Genomic DNA, 22,208 nt, shown 5'->3' on the forward strand with positions numbered 1-22,208 from the left:
TATGTCAATATCTGTTTTTTTACCTACCCGCAAGGGAAGTGAAAGAGTTAAGAATAAAAATACTCGAAAATTTTCAAATTTTGAAGGTGGATTGCTTGAGTTGAAACTTATACAATTAAAAAACCTCCCTGTTGACGAAATAATTCTATCTACAAATGATGAAGAATCACTAGCTGTTGCTAAAAACTTAGATTCAGAAATATCAAATTTGATAATAGATAAAAGACCAAATCATCTAGCCTCAAGTAGCACAAGCTTGACCAATTTAATTGAATATGTTCCGGGTCTTACTGCCAATGAAAATATTCTTTGGACACATGTTACTTCTCCAATGGTAGATTCTGAAATTTACCGGAATAGTATTCAACAATTTAATAGTGCAATAAATGATGGATTCGATTCATTAATGTCTGTTAATGTATTCCAGAATTTTTTATGGGATGAGAAATTGAATGACCTGACAAATAGGGAAGGGAATTTAAGGTGGCCCAGGACCCAGGACCTTAAAAAACTTTATGAAATAAATAGTGCGATTTTTATTACTCCTAGGCAAATTTATCTTCAAAATTCTGACAGAGTTGGCAAAAATCCATTTTTATTTAAAATGAATAAATTAACTTCTTTAGATGTTGATTGGGAAGATGATTTCAAAATAGCAGAAGTGGTTTATGAAAAATTTAGATAATATTAGAAATATCTTTTGGGATTTTGACGGGGTTATTATGGATTCCATGCCAGTCCGAAATAAAGGTTTTGAAATAGTACTGAAGGATTTCCCAGAAGAACAGGTGGATGAATTGATGAAATTTCATCTTGAAAATGGGGGATTATCCAGGTATGTGAAATTCAGATATTTTTTCGAAGAGGTTAGAAACGAAAAAGTGTCGGAACAGAAAATTAAAAAACTTGCTTCTGAATTTTCTAAAATCATGAAAGAATTGTTGGTAGATGAGTCTTTATTAATTGCTGATAGCCTAAATTTTATAAAGAAAAATCATCTCAACTATAAAATGCATGTTGTTTCTGGCTCTGACCAGGCTGAGCTTAGGTTTTTGTGTAATGAACTAGAGATCGTGCAATATTTTATATCTATTCACGGATCACCTACTCCCAAAAAGGAACTAGTTAAAAATCTCTTATTAGATTATCAATATTTAAAAGAAAATTGTGTGTTAATAGGGGATTCTATTAACGATTATGATGCAGCATCTACAAACCAAATTAATTTTATAGGTTACAATTCTATTGATCTAAAAGACAAAGGCAGATCTTATATTTCTTCATTCAGTGTATTATGAAAATAGTTAAAGCATTTTTGGGATTATTGATCATGCCTTTTAAAATTCGGGTTTTTAATCCGAATAAAGTTTTTCATAGTAAACGTGTTGCGGTTATAGGTCCGGCAGATTCGGCTTATGACAAGGAGAATGGCGGAAAAATTGATAGTTATGATTTTGTGGTTCGTATGAATAAGGCTCTGGTTACCTGGAATCCAGAGAAAGAGAAATATCTGGGTACTAAAACCGATATTTTAATCCATAATTTTCATGAAAATATGGATTCGGGAGGAGGAGGCCCCTTAGATTGGAAATTATTCAACAATTTTGGAGTTAAGTATCTTATTCAACCTAGGTTTGATAAAAAAGGCTTTCATTGGATGTTTAATTATTTTAAGAAGTATTTGAATAGGCATAATTCTATATACATGCTTCCATACTCCGATAATAAAAAATTATCAAAATTATTTGATAAATATCATCCTACCAGAGGATTCTATGTACTTTACTCGGCCTTAACTTCTCAATGCGAGGAAGTATTCATTACCGGTTTCACTTTTTTTAAAACACCATATGCCGAAGGATATAGGGATAATGTAAGGGATATTAAGGACAATAATAAGCATATACAAAAACAAGGTTTTCATAATCCTGATTTGGAATATAAACATTTTCTTAAGTTAGTAGAAGATTCTCCGGTTAAAAGAATCACCGTCGATGAGAAACTTTACGATATTTTAAAGTTTGATTCGCCAGAGCTAATCAAAAAAGTAAGTAAAATTTAAATTTAATCGAATGAAATCTTTGTTAATTGGTATCCTGGCAATTCTAAGATTTTATATATAGAAGTAAAGATTTTCAAATTTGAAAGTATAAGGTATAAGAACTAGCCAATACCTTTCCAATATTAAATATGTAGTTATATGAGTGAGAAAAATATTTTTATAAATAATATAAAGAATCAGCAAAAATTACTTTACGGCTGCCTCGGTCGGTTGTTGAATAAGGGAACAAAAGTAGCCTTGCTTGATTTCCCAAATCATAATAATGTTGGTGATAATGCAATTTGGTTAGGTGAAAAAGCGGCCTTAAAGAAAATTGGAGTTGATATTGTATATCAATGCGATATATACGGCTTCTCCGAGAAAGCTCTTAGAAAGCGTTTAGGGAATGATGGAGTTGTTTTACTTCACGGTGGTGGCAATTTGGGGTCAGTATGGCCAGAACACCAAATGTTTCGAGAACGGATAATTAAATTATTCTCAGACATGAAAATTATTCAATTACCACAAAGTGTTCATTTTGATGATGATTCTAAGTTGGAAAAATTTGGACAAATAGCAAGAGCACACAAGGATCTTCATATACTTATGCGCGACCATGCCAGTCTAAATACTCTAAAGAAACTGAATCTGAACGTAGAACTTTGTCCAGACATGGCTTTGGCTATGGGACCAGTAGCTCAAAGCGGTAAGCCAGTAGTAGATGTTGTATGGCTTTCCAGAACCGACCATGAATCTGCAGGTAAAGAAACAGAAAGTTTTAGTTTTAAAACAGAAAAATTGGATTGGCTTACGGGTGAACCTGGTAGGTTTTATTCTAAATTCAGTCCTAAGTTTACAGTTCGGGTAAGACGCTTTGTTCAAGGTATTTTTCGTAATTCTGGATTAATTCGTGATCATTTCTGGAGCATAAATGCGGCTTCTTTTGACTTGCTTGCTCAAAGAAGATTTAATAGAGGTACTCGAATTTTATGTAGAGGTAAAATTGTTTTGACAGATAGGTTACATGGCCACATCGTTTCCACTTTATTAGGAAAACCACAGGTGCTACTTGATAATCATTACAGAAAGATTGGGAATTACATAGATTGCTTTGAGTCAGAGCAAGAAGCTATTTTTTACATTGGTAGCGATAAGTCGAATATCGAAGCCAAAGTTTCTAACGCACTAGAAGTTTTGGAAAAAAGAAATAAGAATGACTAAAATCGTGTCAGTCCCCCTTATAGCTCCAGGATTTAATCGATTACGCGCAGATGCTGTATGGGTAACTATAGCGAACTGGGCAGACGGTTTTGATGAGCATTATGGAAAAGCAGAAGTTATTGCGGGTGAATCTTCATATTCGGCTGACGAGATCAGGGCAAGATGTTTTTCTGCTGACGCTGAAAAAACTAAAAGGAAGAAACCAAAACGGTTTCGGCATACGTATCTAGCTAAGCTTTTAGAAATGTTTGCTAAGGATTTACGCTGGTATAATGAAGAACAAAAAAGTTTATCCATTGATTTAGAAAGGTTTAAGGATGCACCATTTGTATGGCAGCACCACGATCTTTTTCAAACAAGAGGGTTAAAGCTCGCAAAAAAATTAGGAGTACCATCAGTCCTTTTTGTGGACGCTCCATATGTTTGGGAGTCCAAGAAGTGGGGAGTGCACCGGCTTGGTTGGGAGTGGTTCGCAAAACGACGTGGAGATGCACATCCTTGTGAAAAGGCTGACCTGATTTTAGTTGTAAGTGAAGATGTAAAGCGTGCGGTTATGGATTTAGGGATTACTGAAAGTCGTATCCTTATTACCCCATGTACAGTATCACAAAAAATGTTTGATCAGGCGAAAGGAAATGAACTACGTAAATCTCTGGGACTAACCAATAATTTCGTATTAGGATGGGTTGGTAGTTTTCGTAAATTCCATAGCCTAGATTTATTAATTGAAGCATTTGCTGATGTTTCTTCTAATATACCAGAAGCAAAACTATTGTTAGTTGGTGATGGGCCTGAACGTATTCGTTTGCAAGAAAAGGTAGAAAGTTACGGTTTAAGCGATCGAGTGATATTCTCCGGAAATGTGCCTCACAACAAAATTCATTCATATATAAGTAGTTTTGACTTGGCAGTTTTACCTTCTCAATCCAACGAAGGATTTCATTACTCACCTTTAAAACTTCGTGAATTTTTTGCTGCTGGCGTACCTGTGATCGCGTCAGCTGTTGGTGATGTTGAAACGGTGATCACGGAGAGTAATGGTGGCTGGTTAGTGCCTCCAGGTTCAAAAAAGTCAATAGTCAAAATGATCAAAAAAATACAGGGAGATGCAGCATCAATTAATGAAGCAGGTTTAAAGGCAAGAAGCTACTCCATAGAAGAAATGGGTATATCCAAACAAATTAGGATGATAGAAGATTATTTTGGTATTCAAAGCTAAAGTTTTCACGATTATATCAGGTACTTCAAATAATTTCTTTTGCCAGATTCGAAAAATGAATTAATATATCATTAATGTCAAAATTGAAAATCTTACAAATTATACAAAAACCTCAATTAAGAGGAGCAGAAATTTTTGCCTGCCAGCTGTCTAACCATTTGTTGGAACAAGAACATGAGGTAATGGTTGTAAGTGTCTTTCCTGGAGATGCAGAACTCCCCTTTCAAGGTAAGGTAGTGAAACTAGATCGACCTCAGAATAAAAGATTTTTTGATCCAAATGGATGGAAAGAATTCAGCAAGCTGGTTAAGGATTTTAATGCAGATATTATCCAGGCGAATGCAGGAGATACTTTAAAGTTTATGGTGAGTTCTAAAATGTTTTATCCTTTTGAGGCTAAGATAATATTTAGGAATGCCAATAAAATGGGAGACTTTATCGATAGCAAATTTAAGTACTATCTGAATAAAGCTTATGTAAGTCGGCTAGATTATGTGATTTCTGTTAGTAAAGAATGCCAGATTGATTTTCAGCAAACATTTAATTTTCCCGATGAAAAGATTAGTACTGTGGAAATAGGAGTTGAGCATCAGTATATTGATGAAGATGTGCACGATTTGAATTTTCTAGAAGGAAATCATAAGGTCATTACGCATATAGGTGGATATGTTCCTGAGAAAAATCATTTAAGGCTGATTCATATTTTTAAACAAATAACTTATGATTATCCAAATGCTAAATTGTTATTAATTGGGAAGGGACATTTGGAAGAAAAAGTAAGAAAGGAAGTAAAGAGTTTAAATCTTGACAAAAACATTCATTTTCTAGGTTACCGTAATGATGTTTTAGAAATACTTTCACATTCAGATGCTTTTGTTCTTCCTAGTTTGATCGAAGGGCTTCCAGGTGTAATTTTAGAGGCTATGTACTGTAAAACTCCTGTTGTAGCTTATAATGTAGGAGGTGTTAAAGAAGTTGTAAAACATGATACTGGCTGGCTTGTTGAAAAGAATGATGAAGAAACTTTTATAAATAGTTTAAGAGAGGTTTTGAATAGTGATAGTCAATCTGCAAGCAAAATTCAAAATGCGAATAAAATGATCCATGATCGTTTCCTAAACAAAATTATTTCTAAACGGTTCTTATCCATTTATGATGAAGTGAAAAATTAATATTTATCAAATTTTTTATAATGTCCCAATTTATTGGTACCTAAAATTACCGGAGATGTCTAAAATAAAAATTCTGCATATAATTAAATCTTTAGGAAGAGGTGGTGCAGAAATGTTACTCCCAGAAACCCTGAAAATTCACAATAAAGATAGATTTGAGTTTCATTACATCTATTTTCTTCCTTGGAAGGATCAAATGGTTAGTTCTATTGAAAAAGCTGGAGGTCGTGTCACCTGTTTGGAAGCGAAGGATAATATGCGATTATTATTTCAGTATAAAAATATCATAGATTATTGTGAGCAGCATAAAATAGATTTGATACATTGTCATCTTCCCTGGGCAGGATTTGTTGGTCGCCTGGTTTATAAGAAAACCGGTATACCGGTGATCTATTCTGAACATAATATGCAGGAGCGCTATCATATAGCCACAAAATCGATCAACAAACTTACTTTTAATTCACAAAGTCTGGTTTTTGGAGTTTCAAATGATGTGACAGATTCAATTAAGAGAAATATTAATCCAAATATTCCGGTTAAAACCCTTTTGAATGGTGTAAATACTAATTCATTTATATCTAACCATACGGATTCAATCAAAAAAGATTTAGGCATCCCGGAAAATGCTGTTGTTATTGGGAATGTGGCTGTTTTTCGTTTTCAGAAACGCTTGGTAGAATGGTTAAAGGTAATCGATGAATTGCGAAAAGAGAATGGGAATATTTACGGTATCATAGTTGGTGCTGGACCTTTGGAAGATGAAATCAAGGAGGAATGGGAAAAACTTAACCTTCAAGACACAGTTTTTTTTGTTGGACTGCAAACCGAGGTAAGACCATATTTTGATGCTATGGATATATTCATGATGAGTTCTTCTTTTGAAGGTCTTCCCATTGCATTACTAGAAGCAATGAGCATGGAATGCGCTATTGTATCAACAGATGCAGGGGGTATTAAGGAAGTTATTAGAAATGAGAAAGACGGATTGACTGTACCAATAAATGAATGGAGATGTCTCGTTCCTGCAATTCAATTATTATTGGATGACCATGATAAATTAGAATATTTTAAAAAGGCTGCCAGGGTTAGGGTGGAAGAGTCTTTCAGTTTAGAGCGAATGGTTTCTGAATTAGAAAATTTCTACATTGATCTTGCTAGTAATGAGTAAACTTAATAAAAATTAGAAATATATAATGGTTATTAGAGAGGCTTCAGAATCGGATATAGATGGAATATTAAAGGTTTTAAAAGCTAGCTTAGGAGAGGTTTCTTCTAAAAAAACTAGAGAAGTTTGGAATTACAAACATATCAATAATCCATTCGGTAAGTCACTAGTACTAATTGCCATAGTGGATGGAAAAATTGTAGGTGTAAGGGCTTTTATGAGATGGCAATGGCAACTAGGAAGCGGAACTTATTCATGTTTCAGAGCAGTTGACACAGCCACCGATCCTAATTTTCAAGGAAGGGGAATTTTCAAAAAACTTACTTTAATGGCTTTAGATTTGGGTGTTGATGAGAAAAGTAACTTCGTTTTTAATACACCAAATTCTCAGAGTAGACCTGGCTATATTAAAATGGGATGGAAAATCGTAGGTAAGGTGCCGGTTTATATAAGTCCATATTTTAATCTGAATATGAATAAGCCAAGTAATAAAATTGAAAATGGTAATATCTCGGATGATTTTTTGATTAAGCACAAAACTAATCAGATAGATACTCAAAAACTTTTTACCCCCAAAGATGCTAATTTTTTGTTTTGGCGTTATAGGGAATGTCCATTGCAAAAGTATCTTATTTATGAAAATAAAAATCTTTTTATAGCAGCTTATGTTAAAGAGCATAAACATTTTAAAGAATTAAGAATATCTGAATTAATTGGAGATTTAAGTGATAAAAAAATTCATAAAAGGGTTATATTATGGGCGCGAAATTTTGATGTAAATATTATAACATCAGGTACCAAAATTTTTCAATTTGGAATTAAGGGTGGATTTGGACCTGTACTGACATTAAAAAAATTGAAATTAGATCCTAAAAAGGAGGAAAGTTTATTAGGTATTAACAATTGGAATAACAGTATAGGGGATTTAGAATTATTTTAATAATGATTGGAGCTTTAGTATTAATTCTATTACTTTTTCTTCTTAATCAGGTTTTATTTTCTGGTTTAAAGACCCGTCATTCTTTTTTTTCAAAAAAGTTAATGAATACTTTGTATTGGTATCATACATTTTTTCTGGGCGTTTATTATACGTATGCTTTATTTAATAATTCAGATTCAAAAAGATATTTTGAAGTGCCACAAGCTCCAGGTTTTTCTTGGATAGATTATTTTGGTACTAGTACAACTTTTATTAATTTTTTATCCTATCCATTTATTAACTATCTCAATTTCAATTACGAAATGATGATGGTATTGTTTGCCTGGTTTGGTTATATAGGATTTTTATATGCTTACTTGTTTTTTAGAGAGAGTATTCCCATTAAAATTACTGTTTTTAAAAACTTTGATTTTCTAATCTTGGTTCTTTTCTTTCCTAATATGCATTTTTGGACTGCTTCTTTGGGTAAAGGAGCTCCTATATTTATGGGTTTGATGATTTTCGCGTATGCTATCAATAAACCAAAATCCAGAATAGGTTTATTAATTTTATCCTCATTTATTATCTATTACATTCGGCCACATGTTTTCTTGTTTGTTGCTGTGGGAACTGTGTTAGGTTACATGACTGGTAAAGAAAAAATAGCTTTTTGGAAAAAAATATTGATTTATGTGGGAATGATCGGCGGATTACTACTTGCACAGGACGCAATATTAGGTGTTGCTGGCTTAGATGGCTCTGAAGACTTAATTTCAGATTTTGAAAATTTTTCAGAAGATAGATCAAAAGATTTGTCACATTCAGGATCCGGTGTTAGTATGGCTTCATATCCTTTACCCCTTAAACTTTTCACTTTTTGGTTTAGACCTCTTTTTTTTGATGCCCCGGGAGCACTTGGTTTGATCGTTTCCATTGAAAATTTGATATACTTATTATTATTTTTAAAGATTTGTAGGAAATCATTCATATCATTTCTGAAAAAATCTAATATCTTAGTGAAAATGAGCCTTACGGTGTTCTTTTTGTCTTCTCTAGCCATGACCTTTATTATGTCCAACCTTGGTATAATAATGCGTCAAAAATCAATGGTTATGTATTTTTTGTTTTTTGTGATTTACTATTACCTCGCTCAGCAGAAATATGATAGGGTGATGAAAATAAGGTCTTTAAAGAGTAATTTAGAAAAACGTAAAGTTGATACAGTACTGAATTAAATTCCTCAATCTTAGCTTCCAAAATAGCTATTTCCATTAAGGAAAATTTTGCGGAAACATAATTGAGAGTTAATTTTATCAATTTTTTTATTGATAAGGAAAGATCTGTTGTAATTAAAATTTTTATGTAAAGAACAATAAGATAGTTTTTAAAATATTATTTTAAGGGAAATATTTCTGGAATTATTACGTAGTAGTAACAAGTGTTTATGAAGAATGGTGCATTAGTAGTTTCCTTAGATTTCGAATTATTGTGGGGAGTATTTGATAAGGTAGATTGGAAACAAAAGCAAGAGTATTTCTTAAATACCCGAAAGCTTATACCTGAAATTTTGCGGCTTTTTGAGCAACATGAAGTTTCCTGTACCTGGGCTACGGTAGGCATGTTGTTTAATGACAATTGGGATGAATGGAACTATAATATTCCTAAAGTAATTCCCGAATATAGAAATAAGAAACTTTCAGCTTACAACTATGGAAAGTCTATCCAGAGTAAAGAAACTGAAAAGTTATGCTTTGCACCAGATCTTATCAGAAAAATCAAAGAAACCCAAGGGCAGGAAATAGGAACACATACTTATTCACATTATTATTGTCGGGAATCCGGACAAACAGTAGAAAGTTTCAGGGCTGATTTGTTACAATCTAAAAAACTTGCAAAAAAAGTTGAAATTAAACTGAATTCATTGGTTTTTCCCAGAAATCAAATTAATCCTGAATATCTTAAATTATGTCAGGAAATTGGCTTGTCTAGTGTACGCTCGAACCCTGATAATTGGTATTGGAAAAACACTCACAAAGATAGTTTATTACAAAAAATATTCAGAACCGGTGATGCCTATTTAGGAACAAATGATAAGTCTTATAAAACTTCCAAAATTGAAACATTTAATAGAGGTTTGGAAATTCAGAAGGCGAGTCGGCTTCTAAGACCACATAGTTCCAGAGTTATCCAAAATAAGTTAAAAATAAGGAGGATATTTTCTGAAATGGAATGGGCTGCCAAACAAGGTGAAATCTATCATCTATGGTGGCATCCTCATAACTTCGGAAAGAATCCATTAGAAAATATTATGGAATTAAAAATTATACTTGAAAAATTTTCCGTTTTAAACGGCAAATACGGGTTTAATTCAAAAAACATGAATTCGGTAAAAAATTATAGTATAATTTAATTTTTATCTCCAATTCATTCTTGCTAATGATAAGAGATTTTTCAAGGCCTTTAAAACTTGGAAATGGGTTAAATTATAATATATTAACATTTTAGTGTAATTTTTTGATCGTAATTTAAAAAAAGAACTTAACTGCTTATTCCTCTTACTCTTATAAAATTTAAAAATAACTTTATACGTTTCCATTTTAAATTTTAGTTGAATTTCTTTGGCTTGCATACTCCAAATTCCATCTTCGTGAAGTCTATAAAAGGAAGGTTTTATATATGATAAATATTTACCCTTTCCGTAATGACCAAGTAGGCTAGTTAAAAAATTATCACTATTAATTATCTCTGTTATTTCTTTTGGAAAATCCTTTATAACATTTTTGAAGCAAATTGTTAATAATAATGGTTGTACTATTACTCTCTTTAAATCTTCCGAGCCTAAATCTCGTTGGGAATCTTTCAGTTTTATGGTTCGTTTATGATCTCTACCCGTGTATTTTACTTCATGAAATGTTAATACATAATCTGGATTTTGGTCTAAAAAATTAACTTGGTGTTGCAATTTATTTTCATCTCCCCAATAATCATCACCATCACAATAGGCTATATATTTTCCATTGGCACAATATAAACTATATAAAGCATTAAAAATTCCGGTAAAAGTTTTATCAATCCTTATGTTATTTTGCCGTCGATGCCTAAAAAACCGGATTTTATCAGGAAATTTTTCAGCAAATGCCAAACAAATTTCTTTTGTTCCATCTGTAGAGTCATCATCACCTATTAAAATTTCAAAATCAAAATCAGTCTTTTGGTTTAAAATACTTTCCAAACATTCTGTAATATACGGTTGATGATTGTGAGTTGGCACACATACAGATACTTTAGGTTTAGAACCAACTTTATTGGGATGTTCAATTACAGGTGTTTTAAGAAACTTACTTTTAAATTCAGAAAAATTCATTAAAGTTATTGATTGTAATGTACAAGGTATCTAAAAAAAAATTAAAAGTGTTCCATCAAAGAGCCTTTCAAACATTTTTTAAATAGAGGGCTTTTTAAAATTTAGCTGATTTCAAATACTTAAAAAATAGACGCTTTTAAATATAGCTTGTTTTTTCGTATTAGTATTTAATGTAAATACTAACTTAGTTTAAATGGGTGAAAAAATTCTGCACAATTATTGGGTAAAAAATACACATTTTTCTAGGTTTTACAGGTTTGCTTCTGGTTTCATTCACTGAATATAAACTAATTTTCTCTTTGGCAGAGGCTTTGCTTACACTCTACTTCGAATAAGGAGTTATGAAGATAGAATTTTATTTAAATATTTTGGAGGTATTGTTTCTGGTGCCTTTTATATATGAAATAAATCAGAAAATATTAAATAAGCTAGAAAGGGAATACTCTTTCTTTTCTAAAAAGAAAATGAATATACTCTTCTATTATCACCTCATATTTGGTGGTATTTATTATGTATATGCCTTTTCTAATCCTTCCGATAGTAAAGGTTATTTTAGTAGAGCTGAGGATTTCCAAGGTAGTTGGCTTGAACTATTAGGTACCGGAACAACTTTCATAGATTTTATATCATATCCTTTTATTAATTATCTAGGCTGTACCTACGAAATGATGATGCTATTATTTACATGGGTTGGATATTGGGGCTTTGTATTAGGCTTTTTATTTTTTAAGGAAAATATTAAAGAGGGGGTTAGAGTATTTAAAAAAGTTGATCTACTTACTCTAATACTATTTTTTCCTAATATGCACTTTTGGTCTGCCTCTATAGGGAAAGGAGCACTTATCTTTTTTGGATTAATGTTGTTTGCCTATTCATTTAGTAGGCCAAGGGATCGTAAGTTGGGTCTTATCATTTCTTCTCTAATTGTGTTTGTAATCAGGCCACATATGTTTTTATTATTATGTATGGGGGGGGGGTATGGTCTTTATTTTGGCAAAAATCTTATTCCTAAGAGAGTTAAGATTTTTGGGGGAATAGCTATTCTCGTTGGGTTGGTATTACTTCAGGATAAAATTTTAGCTGTAGTAAATTTAGGGGATTCTAATGACCTGATTTCAGACTTCCTTAAATTCTCTTCTAACCGTTCTGAAAGCTTAAGTTCAGCTACTTCTGGCGTTAATATGGCTGGATATAGTTTTCCTGAAAAGATTTTCACATTTTGGTTTAGACCATTATTTTTAGATGCACCTGGTTTTCTTGGGATAATAGTATCTATTGAAAATTTTATTTATCTGTGCCTTTTTGGAAAGATTTTTAGACTTAATTTTATCAAATTTTGGAAAAAGGCGCCTTCTCAAGTTAAATCATGCTTTATGATTTTTGTTTTAACGTCATTTGCCATGACATTCATTATGTCTAATTTAGGAATTATGATAAGACAGAAAACCATGATAATGTATTTTATGTTCTTCGTTATTTATTATTTTCTTGCCTTTGAAAAATCTAATGAAGTTAAGCTTAGATTAGAGAGATTGAGTATTACTTCCTCTGCAAAGTCTATTAAGATTTAATGTATATATTTATACAGTATAACTATTCTTAAAGCTATAAATTCGCTATAAATTTAAGTTAGTGCAAAAATTAATTAGAATTACCACAATTCCACTCTCATTAGAAAAATTATTAGAGGGACAATTAACCTTTATGAACAAACACTATGAGGTCGTTGCCGTCTCGGCAGAGCAAGATAGATTGGAAATATATGGTAAAGAGAACCAGGTTCAAACTTTCTGGGTAGGTTTAACCCGAGCAATCACTCCATTTCAGGATTTAAAGGCCCTATTAAGACTGTATAATTACTTTAAAAAAGTCAACCCCTTAATAGTGCATACACACACACCAAAGGCAGGAACAATAGGAATGCTGGCGGGAAAATTGGCCGGTGTGCCTATAAGATTACATACTGTCGCAGGATTGCCGCTTATGGAAACCCGTGGAGTAAAAAGAGTCATTCTAGATATGGTTGAGAAAATCACATATGCATGTGCCTCTAAAGTATATCCAAACTCCTACGAACTAAAAGAAATCATTCTTGATTTTGGTTATACTGATGAGAATAAATTAAAAGTGCTGGGAGAAGGAAGTTCCAATGGGATTGATACATTATATTTTGATCCAGATAGTTACTCTGCTGAGGATAAAATATCATTAAAGAAGCAACTTAAAATTCCAGATTCTGATTTTATATATGTTTATGTAGGAAGATTAGTATCTGAAAAAGGTATAAATGAACTTGTAACTTCTTTTATTAATTTAGAGAAAACTAATAAGAATATTTCGTTATTACTTGTGGGGCCACTTGAAGACGATTTAGATCCCTTAGATCCTAAAGTAGTGCATTACATTAATTCTAATGAGAAAATTTTCACAACAGGTTATAAGGTAGATGTGCGCCCTTATTTTGCACTATCTAATATTTTGGTTTTTCCTAGTTATAGAGAAGGCTTTCCGAATGTCGTGATGCAGGCCAATGCTATGAGCATTCCCGCTATTGTATCAGATATAAATGGATGTAACGAAATTGTAGAAGATGGTAAGAACGGTATTATTATACCGGTTAAAAACCATGAGGCATTAGAAGTATCTATGAGAAAAGTCTTTGAAGATGACGTTTTCTTATCTCGATTATCTCAAAACGCACGTGGATTAATACAAAAGAAATACGAAAGAAAACAGTTTTGGGAAATACTGTTAAAAGAATACAAAGAATTAGAGGCTCTAAATAAACATGATTAAATTCGCCGCCGCTAGTAAAATTATATTGAATTTATAATGTATAGAAAGTTCTTTAAGCCTTTTTTAGATTTTATTATCTCTTTGACGGGCTTAGTTATTATAAGTCCATTATTAATTTTGATAATTATTTTGCTTGCGATTGCAAATAATGGTAAGCCTTTCTTTTTTCAGAACAGGCCCGGTAAATCTGGTAGAAATTTTAAAATAGTAAAATTTAAAACAATGACAGATGCCACAGATGATGAAGGAGAGCTTTTATCTGATGCTAAACGGTTGACAACTATTGGTGAATTTGTTCGGAAAACGTCTATAGATGAAATTCCACAATTATTTAATGTTTTAAAAGGGGATATGAGTATTGTTGGTCCTAGACCTTTATTACCTCAATATTTGAAACTATATAATGATAGGCAGATGAAACGGCACAATGTAAAACCAGGTATAACTGGTTGGGCCCAGGTGAATGGTCGTAATGCTATTAGTTGGACTCAAAAGTTTGAATATGATGCCTGGTATGTTGAAAATATTTCTTTTGGTCTGGATTTGAAAATTTTATTTCGAACTATCAGGAAAGTATTAATTTTAGAAGGTATTAATACAAAGGATATGGCAACAACAGAACCTTTTAACGGTAGCAATTAATGATAATTTACGGTGCAAGCGGTCATGCTAAGGTTATTATAGATATTATTACTTCTAGTAATAATAAACCTATTGATTTTTTATTAGATGATGATAGATCCTTGAAAAAGCTCCTTGAATTTAGGGTAAATCATGATATAACTCCGGAAATGCTGAATCAGAAAGCGGTAATTGCTATTGGGGATAATCTTACAAGGAAGAAGGTGTCAAAGCTTCTAAAAAGTGCTTTTTGTAGTGCATTGGTTCATAAATCAGCAGTTTTATCAAATTATGTCGAAATTGGAGATGGGACAGTTGTAATGGCTAACGCCGTTATAAATTCATCTTCTAAAATTGGTAGACATTGTATAATGAATACAGCAGCGGTTGTTGAGCACGATGTAAGTATCAGTGATTTTGTTCACATTTCTCCAGCTGCCACTATTACCGGGAATGTGGAAATTGGAGAAGGAAGTCATGTAGGTGCCGGTGCTACGATTATACCGGGAATAAAAATAGGGAAATGGGTTACTATTGGAGCAGGAACGATTGTGGTTAGTGATGTGCCAGATTATGCTGTAGTTGTTGGAAACCCGGGAAGAATCATAAAGTATAATAAGAGTGAAAATGAATAAGGATAAAATATGGCTTTCCTCACCTCATATGGGTGGTAATGAGTTAAACTACATTAATGAAGCTTTCGCAGAAAACTGGATAGCTCCTTTAGGGCCAAACGTAAATGGTTTCGAGAGTGATATAAAAGATTATTTATCATCTGAAAAACTTGAAGTGGCTGTCCTGAGTTCCGGAACGGCAGCTTTACACTTAGCTTTAATTTTATCTGGAGTTACTAGAAATGATGAGGTTATATGTCAAAGTATGACTTTTGCAGCTTCAGCAAATCCTATAACCTATTTAGGGGCTAAACCAATATTTATTGACAGTGAAGCTGACACTTTAAATATTTGTCCGGAACAACTTGAAATTGCAATAAAAGATAGAATTTCAAAAGAGAAGAAACCAAAGGCAATAATAGCCGTACACTTATATGGAATGCCTTATAAAGTGGATGAGGTAAATGCGGTTGCAAAAAAATATAAAATTCCGGTTATTGAAGATAGTGCAGAAGCTTTAGGAAGTACCTATAAGGGAAAAAAATGTGGGACTTTTGCAGATTATTCAATTCTTTCTTTTAATGGAAATAAGATCATTACAACCTCTGGTGGAGGAGCTTTATTAACTAATAATAAGGAGCACAAACAAAAAGCTGTTTTTCTTGCTACACAGGCCAGAGATAATGCTCCACATTATCAACATAGTGAAATAGGCTATAATTATCGATTGAGTAATATTTCAGCAGGAATTGGTAGGGGACAAATGGAGGTTTTAGATAAAAGAGTGGAGGCCAGACGGGAAATGTTTCAATTTTACGTAAATTTATTCCGAAATGTTGATGGTATAAAAGTTTTTGAGGAACCAAATAGTGATTTTTATAGTAATCATTGGTTGACGGTCATTGAAGTGGATGAAGATAATACGGGAGGTATTAGCAGAGAAGACTTGAGAATATGTTTAGAGGCTGAAAATATTGAAAGTCGTCCCCTTTGGAAACCAATGCATATGCAACCAGTTTTCAATGAGTCTCCATTTTACGGCACAGGTATTGCTGAAGAGATGTTCAAAAATGGTTTATGTTTGCCTAGTGGTTCTAATCTTTCTGATAATGATAGAGATAGAATTAAAAATGCAATTCTAAATTGTTTGAAAAAATAGAGATTAAATTATGGGTAGGATAAAAAAAGCCCTTAAAAATATTCTTACTGGTCCCGACAACGAATTAGATATTAGAAATCTAAAATATCTTCCCCGTTGGGCCGTCTTATTAATAGATATAGGATTAGTTATAATATCCACGATACTCACGATCTTTATTTTAATTGACTTATCTCCTTTCCAGTATACTTTATTAAGCTTTTTTAATAAAGTAGTAATAATAGTAGCAATTAATATATTTTTCTTTTATATTTTTAAAACCTACGCAGGAATAATTAGATACTCTTCGAATGTTGACGCGTTAAAATTACTATTGGCTACAGTTGGTTCATTTATAAGTTTATTAATTATAAATTATACGACTTATTTCATTTTAGGAGAAAAAATCTTTTTGATTGGTGGATTACTGATAAACTTATGGATATCATTCTCATTACTTTTTCTTTTCAGACTCGGAGTTAAACAGGTTTATGAATATTTTAAAATAGTTCAAAAAAACGAGGCTTTAATAAGTGCAGTGATTTTAGGTGTAGATGAAAATGCTATTTCTATTGCTGGAGCATTGGAGATAGAGCACCCAAAACGTTTTAAAATTGTTGGATTTCTTACACAAGATTCCCATAAAAGGTTAAGAATACTTGATAAGCCTGTGCTTAGGCACACCGATAAAATTCATAAAGAAGTCAGTTCTTTAGAAGCAAAAGCGATAATATTTTCAGAAAACACTTTCACCCCCGAAGAAAAATTTAAACTAGTGGAAGAATGTTTGGAGCACGATATAGCAGTTTACAATGCTCCTTTAGTTTCGAACTGGAATGAAGATCAACCAATTGCGAATAAGGTAAAAACTTTACAGATAGAAGACCTTTTAGAGAGAGAACCAATTCAATTGGAAGTTCAGAATAAGATCGATCAATTAACCGGTAAAACAATATTAGTAACCGGTGCTGCCGGATCAATAGGAAGTGAAATCGTAAGGCAGGTTTCTGAATATAACCCGAAAAGGCTTATAATTCTTGATCAGGCAGAGACACCGTTACATAATCTACAACTTGAAATCGAAGCTAAATTCCCAGACCTAAACTTCAAGGTTATTGTTTGTGATGTTGGAAATCAAAAGAGACTGGAACTTATGTTTCAAAATCATAATATTGATGTTGTTTACCATGCTGCAGCATACAAGCATGTTCCTTTGATGGAAAGCAATCCTCATGAAGCAATTTTTGTCAATATTTTGGGTACAAAAAACCTTGCTGATTTAGCGGTGAAATACAATGCTGGGCATTTTGTAATGGTTTCAACAGATAAAGCCGTGAATCCGAGTAATGTAATGGGAGCTTCGAAAAGAGCGGCGGAGATGTATGTTCAATCTCTTTACCATGAACAGTTAAAGGTGGGACTAAGTAATACTAAATTCATAACTACAAGATTTGGTAATGTTCTAGGATCTAACGGTTCAGTGGTACCACTTTTTAAGAAGCAAATAGAAGCAGGGGGACCGGTTACAATTACCCATCCAGATATCATAAGATATTTTATGACAATTCCAGAAGCTTGTCAACTTGTGCTTGAAGCTGGCGCAATGGGTAAGGGTGGTGAGATATTTGTATTCGATATGGGGGAACCCGTGAAAATTATGGATTTGGCCATTAAAATGATTAAACTTGCCGGATATCAGCCTAACAAGAATATAAAAGTCAGAATTACCGGTTTAAGACCAGGCGAAAAGTTATACGAGGAATTGTTAAATGATGAATGTAAAACCTTACCCACTCATCACAAAAAAATTATGATAGGCCAGGATGTTGTTCGTAATTATGAAATGGTTAATGCAAAAATTTTAAAGATTATAAAATCGGCAAATAAACTTAGGAATGATAAAGTTGTTGCAAAATTAAAAGATCTTATTCCCGAGTTTAAGAGTAACAATTCTTTATACGAAAAACTGGATAATCTTCCAGAGTTGAAAAAATAGAATAGATTAAAGTTTATGAAAAAATTACTCGGGTTATTTATTCTAACCCTTTTCTTTACCAGCTGCGCAACAAAAGATCAGGTTGTATATTTTAATGATGTTCAAAAATTAGAAGGTCAAGCAAATTTATTAGAATATGAACCGAAAATAGAGAAGAATGATGTTCTTAGAATAAATGTATCTTCTTCTTCAATAAACGAGGAGATTGTGGCTCCATTTCAAATGAACCAGCAAGGTCAACAAGGAGGTGCTGGCGGTGGTCAAAACTCATCTTTAACTGGTTATCTCGTAAGTCCAGATGGGACGATTAATTTTCCTGTTTTAGGTACTGTAGAAGTATTAAATCTGACTCGAACAGAGATTCAGAAGAAATTGGAAAAACAGATAGCAGATTATGTAAGAGACCCTGTGGTAGATGTGAGAATTACAAATTTTAGTGTAACTGTTCTTGGTGAAGTTAGGTCTCCAGGCAGATTTCAGATTTCTGATGGCAGAGTTACGATGCCTGAACTTCTAGCTATGAGCGGGGACGTTAGCTATACAGGGAAACGGCAAAATATAAGAGTGATTAGAGAGGTAAACGGAGTGAAATCTGTAGGATTTATTGATATGACAGAAACAGATCTTTTTAATAGCCCATATTTTTATCTTAAGCAAAATGATATTGTTTATGTTGAACCAACGTATGCACGAATGAAATCAGCTGGTTTTTTTGGAAGTCCTGGAGCTATTTTAGGTCTTATTAGTTCATCATTAGGTTTAATATTTATTTTTACACGCTAGATGGAAGAATTAAACGATTTTAATGAGGAGAAAGAAGAATCAACCTTCGATTTAAAAGCTGAAATCTATAAGTATCTCGCCTATTGGAAATGGATATTATTCGGAGTTTTAGTTGGTGGATTGTTAGCTTACTTGTATAATAGATATACCATCCCAAAATTTAATACTGTAGCTACAATGATGATTGTAGACGATCAGGAAAAGAATGCCATGAATGCTACTCCATCTGGTGGCGGAGCATTATTTTCTTTGGGAGATGATGGCATTCAAAATGATATTGAAAAATTAAAATCCAAACAACTCGTAGAAAGTGTAGTGGATGAGTTGAATCATAATGTAAGTTATTTTATAGAGGGGAGTGTAATAGCAGTTGAATCTTACAAGTCAAGCCCGGTTTTAATTGAATTTATTTCTTCAGATAGTATAATTCATTCTATTTCTGCAAATCTTATTGTTACGCCCACCTCCGATACTTCGTTTAAATTAGAAGAGGAGAGTACTGGATATTCTGAAACTCATAGTATCGGTGAAGTGATTAAGCTTCATGGTATTCAATTCACGATTCTACCAAAGTCTGGTGAGTTAGTAGGTACTTTTAGAAAAACGAGTCCTGTTACAATTAAAGTTCAACCACTTAGGGAAGTTGCTGCTAATTATATATCTCAACTTCAAATAGCTCAAAAAGGACAGGCAAAGGATATTTTAGCTTTAAGTTTAATTCAAAATACTCCCAAGAAGTCAGAGGATTTTCTTAATAAATTAATGGAACGTTTTAATGAAGAAGGAGTTAAAAATAAACAGGAAGTTGCAGAAAACACCACTAAATTTATTCAAGAAAGGTTAGAAATGATAACTACAGAATTGGATTCTGTAGAAGTAAATATCGCAGATTTTAAAAGGGATAATAGAATTATGGATGTTGGAAGTGGAGCTTCTCAATTCCAATCTAAATTTTCTCAAGTAGAGCAGAAAATATTTGAATTAGAAACACAGCTTCAGCTCTTAAGTTCTGTGGAAGAATTACTCAGAGATCAAGGGAACTACGAACTTTTACCAGATGTCGGTATTAACGAAGGAGGTATTTCGGGATTTGTTAATTCTTATAATACCCTTATTATGGAACGCAATATGTATCTGGAAGGGGGGACTGAACGTAATCCGATAGTACAAACTCTAACTCAGCAACTGGATAGCTTAAGAGCTAATCTTTTTGAAAATATAGCAAGCACTAGACGTTCAATTAATGTAGAGTTGAGAGAACTTAATCAGAGAGGGAATGCTGCACAGAGTCAGTTTAGTAGCTTCCCTGGTTTGGAAAAGGGGATGCGTGGTATTGAGAGACAACAACAGATTAAAGAGCAATTATATTTATTTCTATTACAACGGAGGGAAGAAGCAGCTATTTCTTTTGCTGCAACTGCTTCAGTAGCCAGAGTAATTGATGAAGCTTTTACACTAAATAATCCTGTAGATCCTGAACCTTGGTTAATCTTAATTGGTGGCCTTATTATAGGCCTACTTATTCCCATCTTGATTATTTTCATAAAAAACATGCTGGATACTAAAGTCCATCACAAGGGAGATTTAGCTCCTTTATTAAAAGCAGTTCCTTTTATTGGTGAGATTCCACGGATTGGCCAGGATCAAACTGATGTTATTCATTTGAATGATAGATCTCCGCTTGCAGAGTCTTTCAGAATTTTAAGAACGAATCTAGCTTATCTTATACAAAACAAAGATAAGAATGTGGGTAATGTGATTTTTGTCACCTCTACTGTTAAAGGTGAAGGTAAAACTTTTATATCGTATAATCTATCCAGGACATTAGCAAGTACCAATAAATCTGTTTTACTTATAGGAGCAGATATTAGAAATCCGAAATTGCATAGATATACTACTACAACTGATGGTGCTCAGGAAAAAGGACTTTCCGATTACTTATATGATTATGATGTTGTTTCAAGTGAGGTTATTTCAAAAACAAATGAGAATGAAATTGCTGTTGATGTAATTTTATCAGGACCTATACCACCTAACCCTGCTGAATTATTGATGAATGATAGAATGGAAAGCTTAATTGATCAGGCACGGACGCAATATGACTATGTAATTGTCGACACCGCGCCGTCCATGATTGTCACCGATACACTTCTTATTAGTCAGCTGGCTGATTATACTCTTTATGTCACAAGAGCCGATTTTACAGAGAAAAATTTATTGGAGTTTCCAAAAGATTTAAAGAAGCAGGGTAAGCTGAAAGGCCTTGCTGTAATATTAAATGACGTAGATTATTCTAAGTTCTCTTATGGAGCTCAATATGGCTATTCCTATGGATATGGATATGGATATGGTGCTGATAAGGAAAGTAGATGGGAGCGTCTTAAAAAAAGACTATTTAGCTAAATAAGTTTTTTGAGTTTTGTATAATTTGTTGAAGAGTTTTCAAATGCTTTTTTGAGATTTTAATATTTTGAATTTTCTCTATGTGATCTTTCCGGTGAACGTCACTAGCCAATAGATCAATCATATCATTCTCAATTAACTGAAAAGCTGTTTTCTGGATTCCTTTTCCGTAATGACCTGAAAGAGATAACATGTTAAGTTGGAAATCACAACCGCGGGACCTAATATTTTCGTACTTCTGTAAATCTTTAGAATGCCAGTAGGAATATCTTTCAGGATGAGCCAGGATTGGAGAAAATGAATTATTCTGAAGTTTAAATAATATTTCGTTTAAATTAATTGGAGGCTGAAAATAAGACATTTCAACCAGAACTTTTTTCTTCGTTATGGGTAATATCTGGTCATTTTCAATAATTTCGGTAAAATGCTGATCCATCATATACTCGGCAGCATACCCAAGTTTTATAGAATCAGATAAGTGAGGCTTGAGCTCTCCATAGGCCTTTGATATTGTTTCTGGGGTATTTGGATAATATTCACCAATAACATGTGGTGTGGCAACAAAGTTTTTAATTCCTAAATTCTCAAATTCCCTAATTAATTCAATTGACTCTTCAACCGTTTTTGCTCCGTCATCTATTCCAGGCAATATATGGTTGTGAAAATCGGTTATACCTTCAATTAAATCAACTAAAAATGTATTCTTTCGAAATATTGATAACATCTCATCTATTTTGCCCTTCAAAATTACATAAT

The 22,208-nt window shown here is 32.8% G+C and carries 20 protein-coding genes; 18 read left to right on the forward strand and 2 right to left on the reverse strand.

Annotated elements, in window-relative coordinates:
- The first annotated feature begins 1 nt into the window (after window position 1).
- From BLT95_RS01665 to BLT95_RS01710, 10 genes are all read left to right on the forward strand, one after another.
- Window positions 2-685, forward strand: a complete 684-nt coding sequence (locus BLT95_RS01665) for an acylneuraminate cytidylyltransferase (protein WP_089664338.1) — start codon at window positions 2-4, stop codon at window positions 683-685.
- A complete protein-coding gene (locus BLT95_RS01670) occupies window positions 669-1,298 on the forward strand; it encodes an HAD-IA family hydrolase (RefSeq protein ID WP_089664339.1) in 630 nt (209 codons plus the stop codon). Before BLT95_RS01665 ends, BLT95_RS01670 begins: the two co-directional genes overlap by 17 nt.
- Complete coding sequence (locus BLT95_RS01675) at window positions 1,295-2,062, forward strand: glycosyltransferase family 29 protein (protein ID WP_089664340.1); 768 nt, start codon at window positions 1,295-1,297, stop codon at window positions 2,060-2,062. The genes BLT95_RS01670 and BLT95_RS01675 overlap by 4 nt, the downstream gene beginning before the upstream one ends.
- Window positions 2,063-2,200: 138 nt before the next feature.
- Window positions 2,201-3,262 carry a polysaccharide pyruvyl transferase family protein gene (locus BLT95_RS01680; RefSeq protein ID WP_089664341.1) on the forward strand — a complete coding sequence of 354 codons (1,062 nt, stop codon included), beginning with the start codon at window positions 2,201-2,203 and terminating at the stop codon, window positions 3,260-3,262.
- The gene (locus BLT95_RS01685; protein WP_089664342.1) at window positions 3,255-4,481 is read left to right on the forward strand and encodes a glycosyltransferase; all 1,227 of its coding nucleotides are present in this window, start codon (window positions 3,255-3,257) and stop codon (window positions 4,479-4,481) included. The genes BLT95_RS01680 and BLT95_RS01685 overlap by 8 nt, the downstream gene beginning before the upstream one ends.
- A gap of 74 nt (window positions 4,482-4,555) precedes the next feature.
- A complete protein-coding gene (locus BLT95_RS01690) occupies window positions 4,556-5,653 on the forward strand; it encodes a glycosyltransferase family 4 protein (RefSeq protein ID WP_089664343.1) in 1,098 nt (365 codons plus the stop codon).
- Between the two features lie 55 nt (window positions 5,654-5,708).
- Entirely contained in the window at window positions 5,709-6,821 is a 1,113-nt protein-coding gene (locus tag BLT95_RS01695) for a glycosyltransferase (RefSeq protein ID WP_089664344.1), read from the forward strand.
- A 25-nt stretch (window positions 6,822-6,846) separates the two neighbouring features.
- Window positions 6,847-7,758, forward strand: coding sequence for a GNAT family N-acetyltransferase (locus tag BLT95_RS01700; protein ID WP_089664345.1), 912 nt, complete (start codon window positions 6,847-6,849; stop codon window positions 7,756-7,758).
- Window positions 7,759-7,760: 2 nt separating this feature from the next.
- Entirely contained in the window at window positions 7,761-8,972 is a 1,212-nt protein-coding gene (locus BLT95_RS01705) for a hypothetical protein (RefSeq protein ID WP_089664346.1), read from the forward strand.
- 209 nt (window positions 8,973-9,181) lie between these two features.
- Complete coding sequence (locus BLT95_RS01710; protein WP_089664347.1) at window positions 9,182-10,147, forward strand: polysaccharide deacetylase family protein; 966 nt, start codon at window positions 9,182-9,184, stop codon at window positions 10,145-10,147.
- Between the two features lie 3 nt (window positions 10,148-10,150).
- On the opposite strand, the gene BLT95_RS01715 is transcribed toward BLT95_RS01710, so the two are convergent.
- Entirely contained in the window at window positions 10,151-11,101 is a 951-nt protein-coding gene (locus BLT95_RS01715; protein WP_089664348.1) for a glycosyltransferase, read from the reverse strand.
- Window positions 11,102-11,442: 341 nt separating this feature from the next.
- On the opposite strand from BLT95_RS01715, the gene BLT95_RS01720 reads away from it, so the two are divergent.
- The 8 genes from BLT95_RS01720 to BLT95_RS01755 all read left to right on the forward strand — a co-directional run bounded on the left by BLT95_RS01720 (window position 11,443) and on the right by BLT95_RS01755 (window position 21,452).
- Window positions 11,443-12,672: a hypothetical protein gene (locus tag BLT95_RS01720; RefSeq protein ID WP_089664349.1), complete on the forward strand. Its 1,230-nt coding sequence runs from the start codon at window positions 11,443-11,445 to the stop codon at window positions 12,670-12,672.
- A 61-nt stretch (window positions 12,673-12,733) separates the two neighbouring features.
- The gene (locus tag BLT95_RS01725; RefSeq protein WP_231896392.1) at window positions 12,734-13,897 is read left to right on the forward strand and encodes a glycosyltransferase family 4 protein; all 1,164 of its coding nucleotides are present in this window, start codon (window positions 12,734-12,736) and stop codon (window positions 13,895-13,897) included.
- A 36-nt stretch (window positions 13,898-13,933) separates the two neighbouring features.
- On the forward strand, window positions 13,934-14,539 hold the full coding sequence (locus BLT95_RS01730; protein WP_089664350.1) for a sugar transferase: 606 nt from the start codon (window positions 13,934-13,936) through the stop codon (window positions 14,537-14,539).
- Complete coding sequence (locus tag BLT95_RS01735; protein ID WP_089664351.1) at window positions 14,539-15,153, forward strand: acetyltransferase; 615 nt, start codon at window positions 14,539-14,541, stop codon at window positions 15,151-15,153. Before BLT95_RS01730 ends, BLT95_RS01735 begins: the two co-directional genes overlap by 1 nt.
- On the forward strand, window positions 15,146-16,291 hold the full coding sequence (locus BLT95_RS01740) for an aminotransferase class I/II-fold pyridoxal phosphate-dependent enzyme (protein WP_089664352.1): 1,146 nt from the start codon (window positions 15,146-15,148) through the stop codon (window positions 16,289-16,291). The genes BLT95_RS01735 and BLT95_RS01740 overlap by 8 nt, the downstream gene beginning before the upstream one ends.
- A 10-nt stretch (window positions 16,292-16,301) precedes the next feature.
- A complete protein-coding gene (locus BLT95_RS01745) occupies window positions 16,302-18,266 on the forward strand; it encodes a nucleoside-diphosphate sugar epimerase/dehydratase (protein WP_089664353.1) in 1,965 nt (654 codons plus the stop codon).
- A 15-nt stretch (window positions 18,267-18,281) separates the two neighbouring features.
- Window positions 18,282-19,049: a polysaccharide biosynthesis/export family protein gene (locus BLT95_RS01750; protein WP_089664354.1), complete on the forward strand. Its 768-nt coding sequence runs from the start codon at window positions 18,282-18,284 to the stop codon at window positions 19,047-19,049.
- Window positions 19,050-21,452: a polysaccharide biosynthesis tyrosine autokinase gene (locus BLT95_RS01755; RefSeq protein ID WP_089664355.1), complete on the forward strand. Its 2,403-nt coding sequence runs from the start codon at window positions 19,050-19,052 to the stop codon at window positions 21,450-21,452.
- On the opposite strand, the gene BLT95_RS01760 is transcribed toward BLT95_RS01755, so the two are convergent.
- Window positions 21,445-22,176 carry a CpsB/CapC family capsule biosynthesis tyrosine phosphatase gene (locus BLT95_RS01760; protein ID WP_172822558.1) on the reverse strand — a complete coding sequence of 244 codons (732 nt, stop codon included), beginning with the start codon at window positions 22,174-22,176 and terminating at the stop codon, window positions 21,445-21,447. The two genes, BLT95_RS01755 and BLT95_RS01760, sit on opposite strands and share 8 nt — an antisense overlap.
- Window positions 22,177-22,208: the final 32 nt, after the last annotated feature.

The sequence above is a fragment of the Gramella sp. MAR_2010_147 genome (assembly GCF_900105135.1).
In the GTDB taxonomy this organism is placed as follows: Bacteria; Bacteroidota; Bacteroidia; order Flavobacteriales; family Flavobacteriaceae; genus Christiangramia.

What these genes read in the sequence shown, in the direction of transcription:
- BLT95_RS01700 (WP_089664345.1), top strand. Translation starts at nt 6,847, where the DNA reads ATGGTTATTAGAGAGGCTTCAGAATCGGATATAGATGGAATATTAAAG.
- BLT95_RS01720 (WP_089664349.1), top strand. Translation starts at nt 11,443, where the DNA reads ATGAAGATAGAATTTTATTTAAATATTTTGGAGGTATTGTTTCTGGTG.
- BLT95_RS01750 (WP_089664354.1), top strand. Translation starts at nt 18,282, where the DNA reads ATGAAAAAATTACTCGGGTTATTTATTCTAACCCTTTTCTTTACCAGC.
- BLT95_RS01695 (WP_089664344.1), top strand. Translation starts at nt 5,709, where the DNA reads ATGTCTAAAATAAAAATTCTGCATATAATTAAATCTTTAGGAAGAGGT.
- BLT95_RS01745 (WP_089664353.1), top strand. Translation starts at nt 16,302, where the DNA reads ATGGGTAGGATAAAAAAAGCCCTTAAAAATATTCTTACTGGTCCCGAC.
- BLT95_RS01740 (WP_089664352.1), top strand. Translation starts at nt 15,146, where the DNA reads ATGAATAAGGATAAAATATGGCTTTCCTCACCTCATATGGGTGGTAAT.
- BLT95_RS01685 (WP_089664342.1), top strand. Translation starts at nt 3,255, where the DNA reads ATGACTAAAATCGTGTCAGTCCCCCTTATAGCTCCAGGATTTAATCGA.
- BLT95_RS01715 (WP_089664348.1), bottom strand. Translation starts at nt 11,101, where the DNA reads ATGAATTTTTCTGAATTTAAAAGTAAGTTTCTTAAAACACCTGTAATT.
- BLT95_RS01670 (WP_089664339.1), top strand. Translation starts at nt 669, where the DNA reads ATGAAAAATTTAGATAATATTAGAAATATCTTTTGGGATTTTGACGGG.
- BLT95_RS01675 (WP_089664340.1), top strand. Translation starts at nt 1,295, where the DNA reads ATGAAAATAGTTAAAGCATTTTTGGGATTATTGATCATGCCTTTTAAA.
- BLT95_RS01760 (WP_172822558.1), bottom strand. Translation starts at nt 22,176, where the DNA reads ATGTTATCAATATTTCGAAAGAATACATTTTTAGTTGATTTAATTGAA.
- BLT95_RS01665 (WP_089664338.1), top strand. Translation starts at nt 2, where the DNA reads ATGTCAATATCTGTTTTTTTACCTACCCGCAAGGGAAGTGAAAGAGTT.
- BLT95_RS01705 (WP_089664346.1), top strand. Translation starts at nt 7,761, where the DNA reads ATGATTGGAGCTTTAGTATTAATTCTATTACTTTTTCTTCTTAATCAG.
- BLT95_RS01730 (WP_089664350.1), top strand. Translation starts at nt 13,934, where the DNA reads ATGTATAGAAAGTTCTTTAAGCCTTTTTTAGATTTTATTATCTCTTTG.
- BLT95_RS01680 (WP_089664341.1), top strand. Translation starts at nt 2,201, where the DNA reads ATGAGTGAGAAAAATATTTTTATAAATAATATAAAGAATCAGCAAAAA.
- BLT95_RS01710 (WP_089664347.1), top strand. Translation starts at nt 9,182, where the DNA reads ATGAAGAATGGTGCATTAGTAGTTTCCTTAGATTTCGAATTATTGTGG.
- BLT95_RS01690 (WP_089664343.1), top strand. Translation starts at nt 4,556, where the DNA reads ATGTCAAAATTGAAAATCTTACAAATTATACAAAAACCTCAATTAAGA.
- BLT95_RS01755 (WP_089664355.1), top strand. Translation starts at nt 19,050, where the DNA reads ATGGAAGAATTAAACGATTTTAATGAGGAGAAAGAAGAATCAACCTTC.
- BLT95_RS01735 (WP_089664351.1), top strand. Translation starts at nt 14,539, where the DNA reads ATGATAATTTACGGTGCAAGCGGTCATGCTAAGGTTATTATAGATATT.